This window comes from Anaerosolibacter sp. (assembly GCF_029240175.1).
Lineage (GTDB): Bacteria > Bacillota > Clostridia > Peptostreptococcales > Thermotaleaceae > Anaerosolibacter.
This window is the reverse complement of the sequence record NZ_JARBTM010000020.1, coordinates 27,497-42,886: the sequence shown is the minus strand read 5'-3', so window position 1 is coordinate 42,886 and position 15,390 is coordinate 27,497. Positions and strand designations below refer to the sequence as shown.

General features: G+C 41.0%; 19 protein-coding genes and 1 riboswitch. Of the genes, 9 read left to right on the top strand and 10 right to left on the bottom strand.

Annotation, left to right across the window (positions count from 1 at the left end):
• Nucleotides 1–134 precede the first annotated feature (134 nt).
• From K0R93_RS14630 to K0R93_RS14595, 8 genes are all read left to right on the top strand, one after another.
• Nucleotides 135–278: a hypothetical protein gene (locus K0R93_RS14630; protein ID WP_300302754.1), complete on the top strand. Its 144-nt coding sequence runs from the start codon at nucleotides 135–137 to the stop codon at nucleotides 276–278.
• 98 nt (nucleotides 279–376) lie between these two features.
• Complete coding sequence (locus K0R93_RS14625; protein ID WP_300302752.1) at nucleotides 377–1,312, top strand: DMT family transporter; 936 nt, start codon at nucleotides 377–379, stop codon at nucleotides 1,310–1,312.
• Nucleotides 1,313–1,545: 233 nt separating this feature from the next.
• Nucleotides 1,546–1,944 (top strand): hypothetical protein, encoded by a 399-nt coding sequence (locus K0R93_RS14620; protein WP_300302750.1) that lies wholly within the window; start codon nucleotides 1,546–1,548, stop codon nucleotides 1,942–1,944.
• Between the two features lie 510 nt (nucleotides 1,945–2,454).
• On the top strand, nucleotides 2,455–3,486 hold the full coding sequence (locus K0R93_RS14615) for an acyl-CoA dehydratase activase-related protein (protein ID WP_300302748.1): 1,032 nt from the start codon (nucleotides 2,455–2,457) through the stop codon (nucleotides 3,484–3,486).
• Nucleotides 3,443–4,543 carry a 2-hydroxyacyl-CoA dehydratase gene (locus K0R93_RS14610; RefSeq protein WP_300302746.1) on the top strand — a complete coding sequence of 367 codons (1,101 nt, stop codon included), beginning with the start codon at nucleotides 3,443–3,445 and terminating at the stop codon, nucleotides 4,541–4,543. Before K0R93_RS14615 ends, K0R93_RS14610 begins: the two co-directional genes overlap by 44 nt.
• A gap of 18 nt (nucleotides 4,544–4,561) precedes the next feature.
• Complete coding sequence (locus tag K0R93_RS14605) at nucleotides 4,562–5,533, top strand: acyl-CoA dehydratase activase (RefSeq protein ID WP_300302744.1); 972 nt, start codon at nucleotides 4,562–4,564, stop codon at nucleotides 5,531–5,533.
• Nucleotides 5,534–5,619: 86 nt separating this feature from the next.
• Complete coding sequence (locus tag K0R93_RS14600) at nucleotides 5,620–5,811, top strand: cold-inducible protein YdjO-related protein (protein ID WP_300302742.1); 192 nt, start codon at nucleotides 5,620–5,622, stop codon at nucleotides 5,809–5,811.
• A 357-nt stretch (nucleotides 5,812–6,168) separates the two neighbouring features.
• On the top strand, nucleotides 6,169–6,750 hold the full coding sequence (locus K0R93_RS14595; RefSeq protein WP_300302739.1) for a DUF4230 domain-containing protein: 582 nt from the start codon (nucleotides 6,169–6,171) through the stop codon (nucleotides 6,748–6,750).
• Nucleotides 6,751–6,975: 225 nt separating this feature from the next.
• Here K0R93_RS14595 and K0R93_RS14590 read toward each other — a convergent pair whose 3' ends face one another.
• From K0R93_RS14590 to K0R93_RS14545, 10 genes are all read right to left on the bottom strand, one after another.
• Nucleotides 6,976–7,899 (bottom strand): type II secretion system F family protein, encoded by a 924-nt coding sequence (locus K0R93_RS14590; RefSeq protein WP_300302737.1) that lies wholly within the window; start codon nucleotides 7,897–7,899, stop codon nucleotides 6,976–6,978.
• A 4-nt stretch (nucleotides 7,900–7,903) separates the two neighbouring features.
• Nucleotides 7,904–8,869 carry a type II secretion system F family protein gene (locus K0R93_RS14585; RefSeq protein WP_300302735.1) on the bottom strand — a complete coding sequence of 322 codons (966 nt, stop codon included), beginning with the start codon at nucleotides 8,867–8,869 and terminating at the stop codon, nucleotides 7,904–7,906.
• The gene (locus K0R93_RS14580) at nucleotides 8,866–10,299 is read right to left on the bottom strand and encodes a CpaF family protein (RefSeq protein ID WP_330685176.1); all 1,434 of its coding nucleotides are present in this window, start codon (nucleotides 10,297–10,299) and stop codon (nucleotides 8,866–8,868) included. Before K0R93_RS14580 ends, K0R93_RS14585 begins: the two co-directional genes overlap by 4 nt.
• The gene (locus K0R93_RS14575; RefSeq protein ID WP_300302733.1) at nucleotides 10,296–11,150 is read right to left on the bottom strand and encodes an AAA family ATPase; all 855 of its coding nucleotides are present in this window, start codon (nucleotides 11,148–11,150) and stop codon (nucleotides 10,296–10,298) included. The genes K0R93_RS14580 and K0R93_RS14575 overlap by 4 nt, the downstream gene beginning before the upstream one ends.
• A gap of 14 nt (nucleotides 11,151–11,164) precedes the next feature.
• On the bottom strand, nucleotides 11,165–11,839 hold the full coding sequence (gene cpaB, locus K0R93_RS14570) for a Flp pilus assembly protein CpaB (RefSeq protein ID WP_300302731.1): 675 nt from the start codon (nucleotides 11,837–11,839) through the stop codon (nucleotides 11,165–11,167).
• Between the two features lie 8 nt (nucleotides 11,840–11,847).
• Nucleotides 11,848–12,762 carry a TadE/TadG family type IV pilus assembly protein gene (locus tag K0R93_RS14565; RefSeq protein WP_300302729.1) on the bottom strand — a complete coding sequence of 305 codons (915 nt, stop codon included), beginning with the start codon at nucleotides 12,760–12,762 and terminating at the stop codon, nucleotides 11,848–11,850.
• A gap of 12 nt (nucleotides 12,763–12,774) precedes the next feature.
• The gene (locus tag K0R93_RS14560) at nucleotides 12,775–13,158 is read right to left on the bottom strand and encodes a TadE/TadG family type IV pilus assembly protein (protein WP_300302727.1); all 384 of its coding nucleotides are present in this window, start codon (nucleotides 13,156–13,158) and stop codon (nucleotides 12,775–12,777) included.
• The gene (locus tag K0R93_RS14555) at nucleotides 13,152–13,676 is read right to left on the bottom strand and encodes an A24 family peptidase (RefSeq protein ID WP_300302725.1); all 525 of its coding nucleotides are present in this window, start codon (nucleotides 13,674–13,676) and stop codon (nucleotides 13,152–13,154) included. Before K0R93_RS14555 ends, K0R93_RS14560 begins: the two co-directional genes overlap by 7 nt.
• An 89-nt stretch (nucleotides 13,677–13,765) precedes the next feature.
• Nucleotides 13,766–13,957: a Flp family type IVb pilin gene (locus K0R93_RS14550; protein WP_300302723.1), complete on the bottom strand. Its 192-nt coding sequence runs from the start codon at nucleotides 13,955–13,957 to the stop codon at nucleotides 13,766–13,768.
• Between the two features lie 21 nt (nucleotides 13,958–13,978).
• Nucleotides 13,979–14,332 (bottom strand): DUF192 domain-containing protein, encoded by a 354-nt coding sequence (locus tag K0R93_RS14545; RefSeq protein ID WP_300302721.1) that lies wholly within the window; start codon nucleotides 14,330–14,332, stop codon nucleotides 13,979–13,981.
• Nucleotides 14,333–14,409: 77 nt separating this feature from the next.
• A riboswitch (cyclic di-GMP riboswitch) is annotated at nucleotides 14,410–14,501 on the bottom strand.
• A 416-nt stretch (nucleotides 14,502–14,917) separates the two neighbouring features.
• On the opposite strand from K0R93_RS14545, the gene K0R93_RS14540 reads away from it, so the two are divergent.
• A complete protein-coding gene (locus K0R93_RS14540; RefSeq protein ID WP_300302719.1) occupies nucleotides 14,918–15,352 on the top strand; it encodes a hypothetical protein in 435 nt (144 codons plus the stop codon).
• Nucleotides 15,353–15,390 lie beyond the last annotated feature (38 nt).

Sequence of the window (15,390 nt, the reverse complement as noted above, 5' to 3'; positions counted from 1 at the left end):
GTGAAAAAATAATGGTTGTTTATTCTGTATGTAGCAAGGATGAAACTAGGATCACAGCTGACTCATAGACAATATGATTCTTCCTCTGTTATCCAAAGGTTCATAGACTGCTATATTAGATTTGGAGGACATAGATGATCAAGCGGTATAAGTTAAGACGAGGATGTCTCTACTACATCAAGGAGATGCACTTCCGTTCCCGTTGGCAGGAGCAGGTGTATAAGTGGAAGCTTAATTTGAGGGGATGGAAGCTAGAAGAAGTCCAAGAAGAATACTAAAAGACAATAAGAGGATGCCTAAGGGTGTTCTTTTTTTAATCTAAGGTATATAATTATTTCGAGTGTGAAAATTTTGCATTGGGGGAGAGGGAAAGAAAATGATAGAAGAAGTGCTGCCTAAAAAAAGAGCGGTTACTATGATAGATGTATTGCTCCTCATAACAGTGATGATTTGGGGAAGTAACCCCACAGTGGTGAAACTAGGACTCAGAACCGTGTCTCCCTTTGCCTTTAACGCTGCCCGTTGTTTTGTAGCAACCATTGTCTGCTGGGTCATTTTGCTGGTCAAGGAAAGAGACTGGAGGGTTGAAGGACAGGATCTGCTAGGAATTCTTTGGGTAGGCTTTATTGGAAACTTTGTAAATCAGGCATTTTTTATCATGGGTGTCAATAATACGACTGCAGGGAATAGTTCGTTGATCATGGCGGGCCTGCCAATGATAGTAGCTTGTATAAGCATTTTTTTTAGATTAGAGAAAATTGATAAAAGAACAATCGTTGGCATTGTCACGTCCTTTGCTGGCATTCTATTGATTGTCATGGGTACAGGACAGAAGATAAGTCTGACCGACCAGTATTTTTATGGCAACATCATGGCATTCTTTGGAACGACCTCTTGGGCTGTCTATACGATTTTAAATAGGAAGTATTTATTCAAGTATTCTGCCTTAAAGCTTACAACCTATGGCATTACCATTGGCTTTTTATTTATGTTTTTCCTATGGATGCCTGATATTTTTGCCCAGGATTGGCAGCATCTTAATCAGACAAGTGTATGGGCTATACTATATTCGGGAGGTCTTTCCATCGCCATGGGTACAGTTTTTTGGAATATGGGTGTGGGCAAAGTGGGGAGCACACGGACCTCTTTGTATAACAATGTGACCCCTGTTGTATCGGTAATATGCGGAGGACTATTATTAGGAGAACAATTAAAAATCATCCAAGGGCTAGGTGGCGTATTTATTTTTACTGGTCTAGCCATCAGCAGAAGAAGGAAGAGCGTCGAGGAACTGAAGGAAATGGAGAATTGATAATTCATCACGCAGGCAGTATTTAAATTTTTAATGGCGGCGTGCTTTGTCAGATTCCTTTTATGGACGGCTTTTTTTGTTTTCTTTAGGGTGTTGCAGTGTGGTATAATTGACATTAACCAGTAGTTTATCCCATGGCAGTATGAAGTGGTTATAAGGAAAAAACGAATAGATGTTACTGCCTGTTTAATAGAAAAGCACTTTTTCATTCTAGTAGAAAGGAATATATGGCCATGATTTTCTTGAATAGAAAAATTACAAATGGATTGCTGGTCTTTCAAATGGTTATTTTGCTTGCTTTTTTTTGTCTAGGCCAGTCTCTTATTGTTCCTGTACAATCTATTAGTGATGAAAACAACTTCTCTGAGACCTATCTAACATCATATGATTCCTATATCTTTTTACAGGTGTTAAGACCTATAGAGAGAAATAGAAATATAAGAAGCTTACATCTTCTCTACAACGCTTTCTTGTTCTGGGCTTTTTTTGCTTATATCTTCCATTTACACAAAATGAATAAGCGTAATACACCTAAACAGGATATTTATTTTGTTTTATTTAAAAAATTAAGAATGTTGCTTAATGCTAAAGACAATGGAAGTAAATATAAAGCTTCTTTACTGTGGATTTAAAACCCATCATTCCACAGTAAGGAGGTTTACGTATATGCCCATAAGTGTAATTGTCGTAATGATTATTTTTCTTGTATTGGCAATTGGCGGGCCTATCTTGATAAAAAAGCAGACAGGGAATTCAACAACATAAGGAAATCTATCAGACCTTTTAAAGGTCTTTTTGTGCTTGTCTGATTTATCAATAAAACTTATAGAGATATATTGATTTTATATATAGGAAATTTAAAAGAAAAAATTATAAAATAATAGGTATGTGAAGTTGAATAAATGGTGTAAACGTACGATTAAAGGGTCTAGGGCAAGAGAATGAATACAGGAAGGGCATGATTTCTATAGGTGAAACAAATAACACAGAACAAGGCAAAAAACGGTAAAAATGAGCTTGGATTATCCACATGAAAAATAATATAATTTGTACGTACCCCAGTGAATAAAAGAATTTTAAAAGTCATAAGTATTTGTTAGAGCAATGAACCAGTAACCCTATCGGATGAGGAGATGGAAAAAATGAGGGTGGGCATTCCTAGAGGACTTTTGTATCAATACTATTATCCTTTTTGGAAAACTTTTTTTGAAGAATTGAAAGTAGAAATCATTGTGTCTAGTCCTACTACAAAGGAGATCGTGAACAAAGGAATCGAATTCTCTGTGCCTGAAATTTGTGTGCCTATGAAGGTTTATACAGGTCATGTGGAGCAGATTATTGATAAAGTAGACTATGTGTTTATACCAAGGATGGTATCTATTTCAGACAAAGAATATTTTTGTCCGAAATTTATGGGATTACCAGATATGATTAAGTATACAGTACCAGGCGCACTAAATAAAATATTAAGTCCCAAGATCAAATCGGATAGCGATAGTATTGCAAACCCTAAGTTTTATGGGGAGTTAAAAAGCCGGTTAGGCATTAGTACCTGGGATTTACACAGGGCACTGAAGAAAGCAGACAAGGCTTGGAATAACTTTAGAGCTTTAAGCAAAAAAGGATATATCTTAACCGATGCTTTAGATATATTTGAAGGAAAAAAAGTACCATCTAAAGAACCGACTTTCAAGGATGGGGAAGTTACCATCGGAATATTAGGATATGTGTATGATATATATGATCCATTTATTAGTATGGATATTACAGATAAGCTGAAAGAACTAAATGTGAATGTTCTTACCTTTGAGATGCTGGAGGATCAAGCAATTAAGGACAGTATCAAGTTTATGCATAAAAAGCTGTTTTGGACCTTCAGCAACAAGCTTTTAGGTGCAGGGTATCATTTTTACCAGAATCCTAAGGTAGATGGCATCATTCAAGTGACAGCCTTTAACTGTGGTCCGGATTCCATGATTGGAAAGATGCTGGAGCTAGAGTCTAATCATTTTGAAAAGCCCTTTATGACAGTTCGTATTGATGAGCATACAGGGGAGAGCCATCTACAAACTAGGGTAGAAGCCTTCATAGATATGATTCGCAGAAAGAAGATGGCAGGAGGTGTGTCCCGTGAAAGTAACCTTTCCCCATATGGGCTCAACACTAGTATATAGGAAACTAGTGGAAATGCTGGGACACGAAGCCATAACGCCGCCAAAGCCCAGTCAGAGAACCATAGATTTAGGCGTAAAGTATAGCCCAGAATTTGCATGTTTTCCCATGAAGGTCATTATGGGCAGTTATGTGGAGGCACTGGAGAAGGGAGCAGAGGTCATTTTAACTTCTGGAGGTCACGGCCCCTGTAGAGCAGGCTTTTACGGAGAAATGCACAAACGGATATTGAATAATCTTGGGTATGAAGTGGATGTGTGGGTGTTTGACTCGATTAAAAGAGATTACAAGAACTTTATGAATATCGTAAAAAAGTTAAAGGGTGATAACTCTTGGTTGAGGCTATGGACCATTTTAAAGCTTTTGTATCAGGTGACAAAGGATGTGGATGGCTTTGAGATGCAGCTGCAGACCAAGAGGGCCTATGAAACAAAAAAAGGCGACTGTACACGGGCCTGGGATAAGATTCAGCATATTTATAATAGTGTTCAAGATGAAAAAGGTTTAAAAGAAGCAAGACAGCAATGTCAGAATCTCATCGACGAGATTCCCGTTATGATAATCCCAGAGGATCAGAAGATTCGAATTGGCATTGTGGGAGAGATCTATGTGGTGATGGAGTCTGCTGCCAATATGAAGATGGAAGAGACCCTGGGAAGTCTTGGTTGTGAAGTGCGAAGAAGTCATTATATATCAGAGTGGATTGAACACAATATGATTCCAAAGGCATTCTCCAAGTCCCATGAAGAAGAAATCCTTAAAAAAGGTGAAAAATATATTGAAATTAAAATAGGAGGCCATGCCAAGGAAACCATGGGGAATATCGTAGATTTCCATGAACAAGGGTTTGATGGAATCATCCATTTGATGCCCTTTGGCTGCTTACCAGAATTGGTATCCCAAAGCATCATGCCCAAGCTGATGGATGACCTAGATATTCCAGTGTTAACCATTGCCTTGGATGAACAGACAGGAACTTCTAATAACTTAACACGGATTGAAGCATTTTTGGATCTCATTCGCAATAAGAAAAGAAACAGACTGAGCAAAGTATCCTAGAGATGTGGGGGACAGATCATGGACAAAGTTTATTTAGGTATAGATGTTGGGTCAGTAAGTACCAATGTGGTTGCCATCGACGAAAACAACAGGGTATTATCAAAGCAATATATTCGAACCAATGGACAGCCCTTGGAATCTGTAAAAACAGGTATTAAAAAACTGAAAAATGACATTGATGGAAAGTATAAAGTTGCTGGTGTAGGAACCACAGGCAGCGGCAGACAGCTGGTAGGTATTATGATAGGTGCTGATGTGATCAAAAATGAAATCACAGCCCATGCTACTGCAACCATCAATTATGTACCAAGTGCCAATACCATTTTTGAAATTGGCGGACAGGATTCTAAAATTATATTTTTGGATAAGGGTTTGATTACAGACTTTGCCATGAATACAGTCTGTGCTGCGGGAACGGGGTCCTTCTTAGATCATCAAGCAGAGCGGTTGGGTATTCCTATTCAGCAGTTTGGGGACTATGCCCTTCGCGCCCAGCGGAAGGTGCGAATTGCAGGACGATGTACTGTGTTTGCTGAGTCTGATATGATTTCTAAGCAGCAATTCGGTTTCTCAAAAGAGGAAATTATTAACGGTCTATGCGAAGCCTTGGTAAGGAACTATATCAACAATTTGGGTCGGGGGAAAAAAATCAGACCACCCTATGTATTCCAAGGCGGAGTGGCTGCCAATGCAGGCATTCGAGCAGCCTTTGAAAAGGAACTAGGAGAGCAGGTTACAGTCCCAGAGTATTTTGATGTGATGGGTGCCCTAGGATCAGCGATTCTTTCCAAGGAATATGTGGAGCACACGGGACACACCACAAAATTTAGGGGCTTTGAAGCCGCCGATATTGAGTTCACACCATCCAGCTTTGAGTGCAGCGGCTGCAGCAATCTATGCGAAGTAATCAAGGTAGAGATCAATGGGGAAACAGCAGCCATGTGGGGCGATAAATGTGCCAAGTGGACCAATAGTGTAAAGAGCATATAAATACCAATTTTTCCTAGTATAACATTCTCTTCTCCCAGGATATACTATAAACATCTTTTTGAGTCAGACATCGAGGAGGAGAGAATATGTTTTTTCATCAGCAAGAGGTAGTTAAACCAGTATATGTACAACAAACAGTAGATGTATGGCAGTGTCCCGACTGCATTGGTTGGATGCAAAAGGAGTTCACTGTATCAGCAAATCCCACCTGTCCATTCTGTACCAATGCAATGGTAGAGGGAACAAGGGAAATCAATGTTTTGGAACAAAACTGCTGAAAAACTCAGCAGTTTTTGTATTTTTTGGAGTCTATTATGGATAGATAACTCGTAGAAGTGGACAGTTTTATAGGTTACTGAAAAACTCTGAAACAGCGGTTAGTATCTGAGATTGTCATTCTGAGTGCAGCGAAGAATCTCACTACGTTAAAGGAATTAGAGATTCTTCATTTCACTTCGTTACATTCAGAATGACATAAAACTAGGCTTTTCAGGGGTCTTCGACTCTATACACTCATGGATACTATCTTTTTCTCTTTTTTTTTCACCACCCGCGGGTGGTAGACATAATATAGCATAATAGGGCATTTATTGGTATAATAGAGGAAAGCCATGGTGACAAGGGGGAAAAGCAACATGAAAACGCGAAGAACGGGTATCATAGCGGCCCTTCTGGTGATTATATTGCTGCAGATTAGCTGGGTATATACAAGTCTGGGTTTTAAGAATCAAGCATCCATGAATGTATCCAGTGTGCTGGAGCAAATTAAGCCTATTTCTGAGTTGAATACGGTGGAAATGTATTTCCATGATATTGTGGATTATGAGGATGCAAAGTATTTCCGTGAGGTGGAGCTCCCATTTACGAGAAAGAAGTTTATCTTTACAGTGAAGGCCAGAGTAAAGGCGGGTATTAATCTTCATCAGTTAACCACAGAAGATATAGAGATTGTGGATAAAACCACGGTAAAAATTAAGTTGCCCACAGCTGTGATTACCTCCAAGGAGATATTAGAATATACGTCCTATGATGAGAAAGATAGTGTATTTAATGGAATCAAAAATGAAGATACCTTTGCTGCCCTAGAGACGTTGCAAAAGGATTTAGAGCAGCAGGCTATAGAGATGGGAATTTTAGAAAAAGCAGCTGAAAATGCAAAGCTGTCCATCGGACAGCTGTTAAAAGGTGTTGGTTATGAAGAAGTGATCTTTGAGTAAAAGATCATTTCTTTTTTTGTGTTTGCGGTGGATAAGGGAAGCGATGCAAGTATCATAGATTACGACCGTTCACTGTAGGGGTTGCATAGTATGCAACCCGCCTGAGATTTAGCTATTTCTCTGGGTCTCGGGTCGCATACTATGCGACCCCTACATAAAAATCTCAGGTCTATGGGTGATTCGTGAATCACCCCTACAACGGCGATCTTGATCTCAATATTCCTATTATTGCTTTGCAAAGGTGGTGATAAACTGAATGACTGCTGGGCCCAGCAATACGATGAATAAGCTGGGGAAGATAAAGAGTACCAATGGGAAGAGCATCTTGATTGGTGCTTTCATGGCAGCTTCTTCTGCCCGCTGCTTTCGCTGCTGGCGTACTTCGTGGGATTGAATCCTTAGGATCTGTACCATACTAATTCCCAGCTTTTCTGCTTGAAGAATGCTGCTGATCAAAATACTAATTTCATCCACCAGCAGGCGGTGGCGAATCCCTTTCAAGGCTTCTCGTCTTGTTTTACCCAAGCGAATTTCTTCTAGGCATCGGTGGAATTCTCGAGAGAGTATGCCATCTTTATTAGAGATGAGCTTACTTAAAGCTGAATCAAAGCCTAACCCCGCCTCCAAGCTTACTGTAAGCAGGTCTACCACATCTGGTAGCTCCCGTAGGGCTTGCCTACTCCTCTCCTTGGTTTTTATTTGTAGATAGTAAGCGGGAAGAAGAAGGCCCATAATGAATCCCAAAAAAATCATGAGTAGGATTAGGATAAGCTCACCGATAGAAAAAAATGCAATCGTGCCAAAAATGAGAGGCAGCACAGTGATGCAGGAAATCTGTAAAAGGCGATAATCTACAGGGGTCATTCCCAAAGGACTGCCGGCTTGTAAGAGCTTTGTTTCAATCTGGGCTTCTTTTTCTTCAGATATCTTTCTGCTGAAGCTGCGGCGAAGCTCGTGAATAAGGGGATACAGAGTCCTCCGAAGCAGTGGTGTGGATTCCATTTCAGATTTTGATTTAATATGGTGAAGGCCTTCAGCATTCAGAAAACGAGATAATCTACGCTGAACTCTGTCTTTTTTTTCGCCTGTTAGGGAAAAGAAAAACATGATCAGGAGGGTTGTGGTACAGAAAAAAGTATAATAAATCATATCGTTACACCTCGATTGACGTTAGTTTTCGAATGAGAATAAACCCTATGGTTCCTGAAACAATACCAGCCCCCATCATGCCCATGCCTACAGGATGCTTAAACAGGGTTCCAATATACTCAGGATTGATAAAATAGAGCACAAGCCCCAGTACAATTGGAAGAAGACCGATAACCGTGCCAGATAGGCGGCCCTGGGCTGTAAGGGTCATTACCTGACGCTGAATTGCATTGCGATCCCGTATGGTTTGAACAATGGTATCCAATACGGTTGCTAGATTGCCTCCAACCTGTCGCTGGATGAGAATCGCCTGGATCATTAAGTCCAAATCGCCGCTGGGCATTCGTTCATGAAGATGATGGAGAGCATCTTCAATACTGGCACCATACTGCATTTCCCTTAAAACCATATCAATTTCCTCTCGAACAGGGGCGTCGGACTCTTCAACCACGGATTTAAGGGACTGAGGAAAGCTAAAGCCTGCCCGAAGGGAGCCTACAATGATGGTGATCATATCAGGAAGACCGTCATTGAATTTCATAATGCGTTTACGCTGTTTTTGGTTGAGCCACAAGTGAGGGTAGAGATAGCCTAGAATACCGCCCACAATAAAGAAAAATACTTTGCCTGAGAAGATAAAAAGTAAGCCTCCTAACAAAAATGTAGACATCAGTTGAAACAATGTGAATTCTTCAGATTTTAATGGTACACCAGCTTGATGGAGGCGCTGGGACAGCCGAGTGTTATTTTTGCCTAGGGAAAGACCTTTTCTGAGACGTTGATTATAAATTTGTATTTGTACAAGAAGGTTAAAACGCTTACGGTCCAAGGGATTCTCATCTTGGCTCGAGAGATACAGCTGCATGCGCTTATCAAGGCGGTTGCTGGAAACAAAAAATGTATTAAACAGGCCGATAAAAAACAAAAGAGAAGTAAGCTGAAAAAGAATGACAATAATCCACAACATCATAGGTTCCAATCCTCCTCTTCCATAAATACCGTAGCAGGAACATGAATACCTGAAGTCACCAGTTGGTCATAGAATCTAGGTCGTATGCCTGTAGGTACCAACTTTCCGATAATTTTTCCACGATCATCTACTCCCTGCTGTTTGAAAACAAAGATGTCCTGAAGGACAATTACATCTCCTTCCAATCCTTGAACCTCAGTGATATTCACAATTTTTCTGCTGCCGTCCTTGAGTCTGGTTTGTTGTATAATCACATCAATGGCACCGGCAATCTGCTCTCGGATGGCCTTCACGGGAAGATCCATACCAGCCATAAGGACCATGGTTTCTAAACGGGCAATCATATCTCGAGGACTGTTAGCATGACCTGTAGCAAGGGATCCGTCATGACCTGTATTCATGGCTTGAAGCATATCTAGGGCTTCACCGCCTCGTACTTCTCCGATGACAATCCGTTCAGGCCGCATACGCAGGGAGTTACGAACCAAGTCTCGAATCGTTATGGCACCTTTGCCTTCGATATTGGCAGGCCTGGACTCCAGAGAAACTACATGATCCTGCCAAAGCTGAAGTTCAGCAGCATCCTCGATGGTAATAATCCGTTCATCATTGGGGATGAAGGAAGATAAAACATTCAGGGTTGTTGTTTTACCAGAGCCAGTACCACCACTGATAAAGACATTGAGCCGGGCTTTGACACAGGCATCCAAAAATGCAGCCATTTCCTTGGTCAGGGTACCAAACTGAACGAGATCCTCAATTTGAAAAGGATCTTTGGAAAATTTTCGTATGGTAATTGTAGGGCCGTTTAAAGCTAGAGGAGGGATGATGGCATTCACACGGGAACCGTCAGGAAGTCGGGCATCAACCATGGGGCTGCTTTCATCAATCCGTCTTCCCAAAGGCGCTACAATTTTCTCTATCACATGCATCACATGATCATTATCGCGAAAAGAAATATTAGATAGTTCAATTTTTCCATTACGTTCTACATAGATATGATGGGGGCCATTCACCATCACCTCAGAAATCTCTGGATCTAGCAGCAGTGGGTTGATGGGACCATAACCCGTTAGGTTGTTCACCAGCTCATCTACAACTTTTTTGCGATCTACCTTCCCTACAAAACTGCTATCCTCTTTGATGATTTCCACAGCCATATCTTCAATTTTAGGGATAATGGCATCTACATTTTCGTCGGTCATATCTCTAAGAATCTGTTTGTGGAGCTTTTCTTTTAGTTCTTGATTTTTGTTTACGGGTACAGCCTTTTCCTTTTGAGATTGAGGAGTGAGGCTAGATGGACGTACATTGGCTAACAAGTCCTTTTTGGTGATCATTTTCCCATGATTTTTTTCAGATTGATTTTCTAAGGATAGGGAATCCACCTGCTGTTCAGTTTTACTTTGTATCTTTTCAAGAAGACTCATTGGGATCTCTCCTTTGGACGTCTAAATTTATCGAAGAGCATTTGAGTAAAGGACGCAGGCTTGGGCTTGTAAAGGGCGATCTCTTGCCCCGCTGTCAGGAAATCAGTGATACCAAAGATCGCCTTTGCCATATCGATGCGACGATGGTTTATGACAAAAGGAATACCAATATTCAATGATTTCGAGACGATATCAAAATCATTGGGAACATAGAGCAAAGAAGGTTCTCCAAGGATTTGGTGCACATCAGAGGACTGAATGACACTTTGCATAGTAGAACGATTGACGACTACCTGCACTTTATGTCTTAGCTCTAAGGTATCCAATATCTCAAGCATTAGCTTTGTATTTTTCAAGGTGGTCATCTCTAAATCGGTCAGCAGAAGGATTTGATCAGCCTTTTCAACAAAATATAAGCTTTTGTCAGGGAGTCCTGCCATAACATCTACCAAGATGTAATCGAAATGAGATTGTAAAAGATTGCATATTTTTTCTAGAGATTCCGTTGTTACCAAATCTGCATATTCAGGCCGATGGGGAGCGGATAGTACCTTTACACCGCTCTCATGGCGAAAAAGATAGTTTAGAATATTATGCTCATCAATGGTATCCAGTTGTTCTATAACATCCTTGATCGTAAACATCGGTTGAAGGTCCATGGCAATATTAATATCACCGAATTGAAAGCATCCATCTAAGATGCAAGTATTTAGTCGTTTTGAAGAAAGAGCGATCCCCAAATTTGCTGTAATGACTGTTCTTCCAATGCCGCCTTTTGCACTACAAATCCCTATGATTTTTCCTTTTTTCTTGGTAGTTCCTTTTGTTTCTTGAATCTCGTGATCTGGCATTGGTTATCGCCTCCTTACTTCGGTGGGATGATTTTGCTGTGGAGAATGAGCTGGATACGGCCTCGTTCCTTAGCGTTGACCAGCTTCAAGGCATCTACCTGATTTAATTCTAAAGTAACAGAGGTATATTCCACATAGGCATCCTCTGGTGTGGTTTCCACCATACGCCGGCCTACAGCAAGGACCCGGACCTTCTCTAATAGTAATTCTGTTTTAATCGGAGTATAGTCCCCAGTTCTAGGCTGGGTTTCACTGAACAGCACATCGACCCAATCTTCGGGCTCAACCAGATTGGAAACAGATTGTACGAAATCTGTCCCAACAGATACAGCACGATATCCATCCTTTACCTTCCTGGAGACAAAAATCTTTTCATCTCTTTCACTTCCCAGGCGATGGGATAAGAGAGGTTCACCGGATGTAATGTCTGCCGTGGCAAACTTCCCAACGGCTTCAGATGTAGTTTTTATTGTTCCAGGGGCCAAACCTAGCTCAGGAACTTGGGAAACAACAATCATTTCACTGGTGATCTTTTGATCTTTCTTGATGACTTGCTTTGCTAGGATAACATCCACCAGGTGATTGTTCATATCCTTGGTAGCATCAACAGATTTCATATAGTTGTAAAAGAGAAAAGTTGTGATCAAGCCCATGATAATTGCCAATACAAGAATAAATTTTGATTTCATTTTTTCACCTACTCCGTTAGTTTTATGCTGTATGCGCCCTTATCAAGGGCATTGAAATCGGTATAACCAGTACCCACCCGCTTGATGAACATACCTGTGATAGATGTGTCTTGGGGAGACATAGGTTCTTTGATATAGAAGTACGCAAAGCCTGTTACCTTGATCTGTTTCAGTTGGTTATTCTCATGGTTATGGGTACGATAAACAGGGACCAGAAGAATACGGGAGCAATCTCGATGATCCAAGTCGTCAGGAAGGGAACAATTGGTGATGCGTTCGTCGATGGCAGTACGGGTCTTTCCAGCAATATTTCCTGTCTGGGTATCGATAATATCACCAATCTTAATTTCACCGCGATAACCGAATCGCAAATTTTCTTCATAGGTTTGGGCGCCAGGACCACTGAGGGCAAGGACGCCAAAATTTCCATAGCTGACCTCCGTTTGATCTACTTTCAACTTATACTCCTTGTTAAACTCCAGAGGGATAGCTTCATCTATACCTAAAGGGGCTGCCCCTTGGGCTCGGCCCATTTGCTGAATCTTGGCTGTGGCCGATGCTTCCACAGGTACATGATGGAAGCCTAATATTTTCATAAAGGACATGGATACTTCTTTTCTCAGGGTTACACTGACCTGCTGACCAGGGTCGATGGTCAAATTGGAAAGATGATCCTTGGCTTGATGGGCAAGGAGTATATCTTGAACAACATTTTCCACAGAAGGAACGTCATTGGATAATTCCTGGGCCCCTGACAATACAGCAGCTCGAGCTGTTTTTTGCAGGTGACTTTTGGTTGTATAAAGAACACCACCATCAATGACCAAGCCTGTGACTCCCATCAATAAGGCGATAGACAGAGATACAAGGACTAAGGCACTTCCGGTTTGTGCAGGCAGAAATTTTTTCATAAAGTTTCCCATAAATTCAACCTCCTATTCCATTCGGATGGTAGAGTCAGTGACTACCTGATAAGGAGAAGGAAGGACCAAGGAAGCCATAGGCGTTACATATTCCACTGGATAGCTTAGGGTTACAGTGACATAATCTCCTGATTTACGTGAAGCTTGATTGGGAGATATGACAATGTTAAGGGATGCTGGATCACCTATGTGGAAACGCTCTTTAGCAAATTGGGTGATTTCTGTGTCGGTTTTACCCAGTCCACCCAGTCGAACTGTTTCCTGGGTCAGATGATTTAGGTTCATGTAGGTGTAGAGCACTCTACCAAAATCAAAAATCCCTGAAACCATTAGGATCAAAATAGGAACAATCAACGCAAATTCAATAAGAGATTGACCGTGTTCATTTTTTACCATAGGAGCAGCCTCCCTTGTAGGAGTAAAGTAAATACTGCACCCCCGGCGATGGCGATTCCATAGGGGTAAGTAGTGGTACAAATACTGGATTCTTCAGTCATGGTAGCATCAGTGCCTAAAAGGCGGATGCTGGTAAGCAAATAGGGCAGCTGCTTTAAAAATTGTAACAGTTTTTTGTGATGAATCAGCAAAATTAAAGCAATAACACCGCCAATCAAAGCCATATAAATCCCTGTATAGAGAACAAAGGAACTACCCTTTAATGCACCTATGAGGGCCAATAGCTTTACATCTCCAGCACCCATGCCCCCCATCAGATAAGGAATCAACAGCAAGGAAAAGCCAAGGAAAAAGCCAAGGATAGCCCATTGGAACTGAGACCATCCCCCTTGGAATAGGTGGGATAGAAACGCAATCAAGAGGCTAGGGTAGATTATTTTATTATAGATTTTTCTCGATCGAATATCGGTAATCACACAGACTGTCAAGATCATGATCAGGAGTAGGTTAAACCACATAAAAATCCCTCCTTTAAGGAAAGTGTATGAAAAGGACTCTACACATACATGTAGAGCCCTTGCCCTTCATCAGAATTTGAACTCTGGGATTATTCAGCTGGTGTAACAGCGCCGCCTTCAGTAAGTTTTTCACTGGCTTGTTGGAACAATGAAGTGATTTGGCCCCGCATCGTTACTAGAATTGTCACAACAGCGATTGCGATGATTCCCAATACCAAACCGTACTCTGTCATCCCTTGTCCTTGCTCCTCTACAAATAATGCCTTCATTTTATTTAACATATAATCCTCTCCTTTTGTAAGTTATAGAATATTTTCAGTGAATTTCAACTTATGACCTACTCTGGTGTTGGTTTTATCAATGAGTCCAGCTGGTAGTTCAACGACTTCTACGGCAGCATGATGCTTCATGCCCAGCCTACCTGGGGTAAGGTTTTCTTCTATGGCTACTACCTGCTGGTCGGAATCTAGATGCAACACGTCAATATCGTACTGCATAAAATAGGTGTGAATTTGTTGACAGGGTCGAATACGTAGTCCACAATCTAACGGGAGGTCTTTGGTGAACATCAATCCCTTCAGCCGAGTGAAAAAGGAATTGGCTTCATGGATTTGCCATGCAATGACCTGACCCGTATCTAGATTGATGAGCTTCAATACCATCACCTCCTATAAATAAAGTAACCCTGCCTTTACCGAGGGGCAGGGTTACTTAGCAACAAATACCCAAATCCTTCGGTAACTGGCTGGCTTAGTGCATCCATGATACACCTTAGCCCCTGTAGCTTTGCGTCGCTGATTTTCATCAGGTTTGCCATTGTCGAGACTGTTTCAAAGATATGTTCATCCGATTCTAAGATTATTATAATGGGGTTCTGTTTACATAACAATCCAACAGCAGGACTAATTCCATAGGCAATTCTGATTAAAATAAATGTAGAGCCTTGAATAGATGTACCTACTACTGGAGTAGGGGATGCAGAGGCTTCGTCCTAAAAGAGGCTGTAACCCCGTTGAAATTCCAATTTCCTAACACCCGTAAGCTTTAGGATTGGATAAAGGATATGGCATAGAATAAAATATATAATTTATTAAATCAGTTCTCCTTTTCAGAAAACGAGTCAGAGGAGTTTACGTAATGTATAGTCGATAGAATCTTTAGATAGGATTAAAGACACATGGAAGGATTTTAGGTAGCGAGGGAGAATTAAATAGTAAAATAGATGTTAGGGAGGAATTGGGATGGATTGGAATAAATTATTCCGTGAAGGTGAGCAGCTAGTAAGTGAGCGTAAGCTGGCAGAAGCCATTGAGCATTATAAAGGAATTATGGAGCAGGCCGGTGAAGAGCAGAAAATATATTATTGGGCCCTGAAGCATTTGGCAGATGTGGTAGGTTATATGGGATTAAGGGATTACTTCCAAGCCATTGACATTTACCAAAAAATCATCAATGAATATGAGGCGGAAGATGATTCTCTTTATAGCTGGTGCCAGCTGGATATCTCTAGAGCGTATTTAGAAATGGGCTTGGAAATGATGGAGAACTTTGACAACATGCGAGAGATCGTCGGCTTAGAGGATGAGGAAATGGAAAATTACTTTGAGAAGCTCATTGGGAGAAGGAACGATTATATCGAGAGAGAAGCAGAAGTCATTTACAAAGGAAGAATGTAATAGATTAAGGAAGAAGGTCCTAGATATCTTCTTCCTTT

Excerpts from the sequence above, each read along its gene's own strand:
- cpaB (WP_300302731.1), bottom strand. The coding sequence starts at position 11,839 with ATGAAATCAAAATTTATTCTTGTATTGGCAATTATCATGGGCTTGATC.
- K0R93_RS14630 (WP_300302754.1), top strand. The coding sequence starts at position 135 with ATGATCAAGCGGTATAAGTTAAGACGAGGATGTCTCTACTACATCAAG.
- K0R93_RS14560 (WP_300302727.1), bottom strand. The coding sequence starts at position 13,158 with ATGGTAAAAAATGAACACGGTCAATCTCTTATTGAATTTGCGTTGATT.
- K0R93_RS14580 (WP_330685176.1), bottom strand. The coding sequence starts at position 10,299 with ATGAGTCTTCTTGAAAAGATACAAAGTAAAACTGAACAGCAGGTGGAT.
- K0R93_RS14585 (WP_300302735.1), bottom strand. The coding sequence starts at position 8,869 with ATGATGTTGTGGATTATTGTCATTCTTTTTCAGCTTACTTCTCTTTTG.
- K0R93_RS14595 (WP_300302739.1), top strand. The coding sequence starts at position 6,169 with ATGAAAACGCGAAGAACGGGTATCATAGCGGCCCTTCTGGTGATTATA.
- K0R93_RS14555 (WP_300302725.1), bottom strand. The coding sequence starts at position 13,676 with ATGTGGTTTAACCTACTCCTGATCATGATCTTGACAGTCTGTGTGATT.
- K0R93_RS14565 (WP_300302729.1), bottom strand. The coding sequence starts at position 12,762 with ATGGGAAACTTTATGAAAAAATTTCTGCCTGCACAAACCGGAAGTGCC.
- K0R93_RS14600 (WP_300302742.1), top strand. The coding sequence starts at position 5,620 with ATGTTTTTTCATCAGCAAGAGGTAGTTAAACCAGTATATGTACAACAA.
- K0R93_RS14625 (WP_300302752.1), top strand. The coding sequence starts at position 377 with ATGATAGAAGAAGTGCTGCCTAAAAAAAGAGCGGTTACTATGATAGAT.
- K0R93_RS14550 (WP_300302723.1), bottom strand. The coding sequence starts at position 13,957 with ATGTTAAATAAAATGAAGGCATTATTTGTAGAGGAGCAAGGACAAGGG.
- K0R93_RS14540 (WP_300302719.1), top strand. The coding sequence starts at position 14,918 with ATGGATTGGAATAAATTATTCCGTGAAGGTGAGCAGCTAGTAAGTGAG.
- K0R93_RS14620 (WP_300302750.1), top strand. The coding sequence starts at position 1,546 with ATGATTTTCTTGAATAGAAAAATTACAAATGGATTGCTGGTCTTTCAA.
- K0R93_RS14575 (WP_300302733.1), bottom strand. The coding sequence starts at position 11,150 with ATGCCAGATCACGAGATTCAAGAAACAAAAGGAACTACCAAGAAAAAA.
- K0R93_RS14605 (WP_300302744.1), top strand. The coding sequence starts at position 4,562 with ATGGACAAAGTTTATTTAGGTATAGATGTTGGGTCAGTAAGTACCAAT.
- K0R93_RS14590 (WP_300302737.1), bottom strand. The coding sequence starts at position 7,899 with ATGATTTATTATACTTTTTTCTGTACCACAACCCTCCTGATCATGTTT.
- K0R93_RS14615 (WP_300302748.1), top strand. The coding sequence starts at position 2,455 with ATGAGGGTGGGCATTCCTAGAGGACTTTTGTATCAATACTATTATCCT.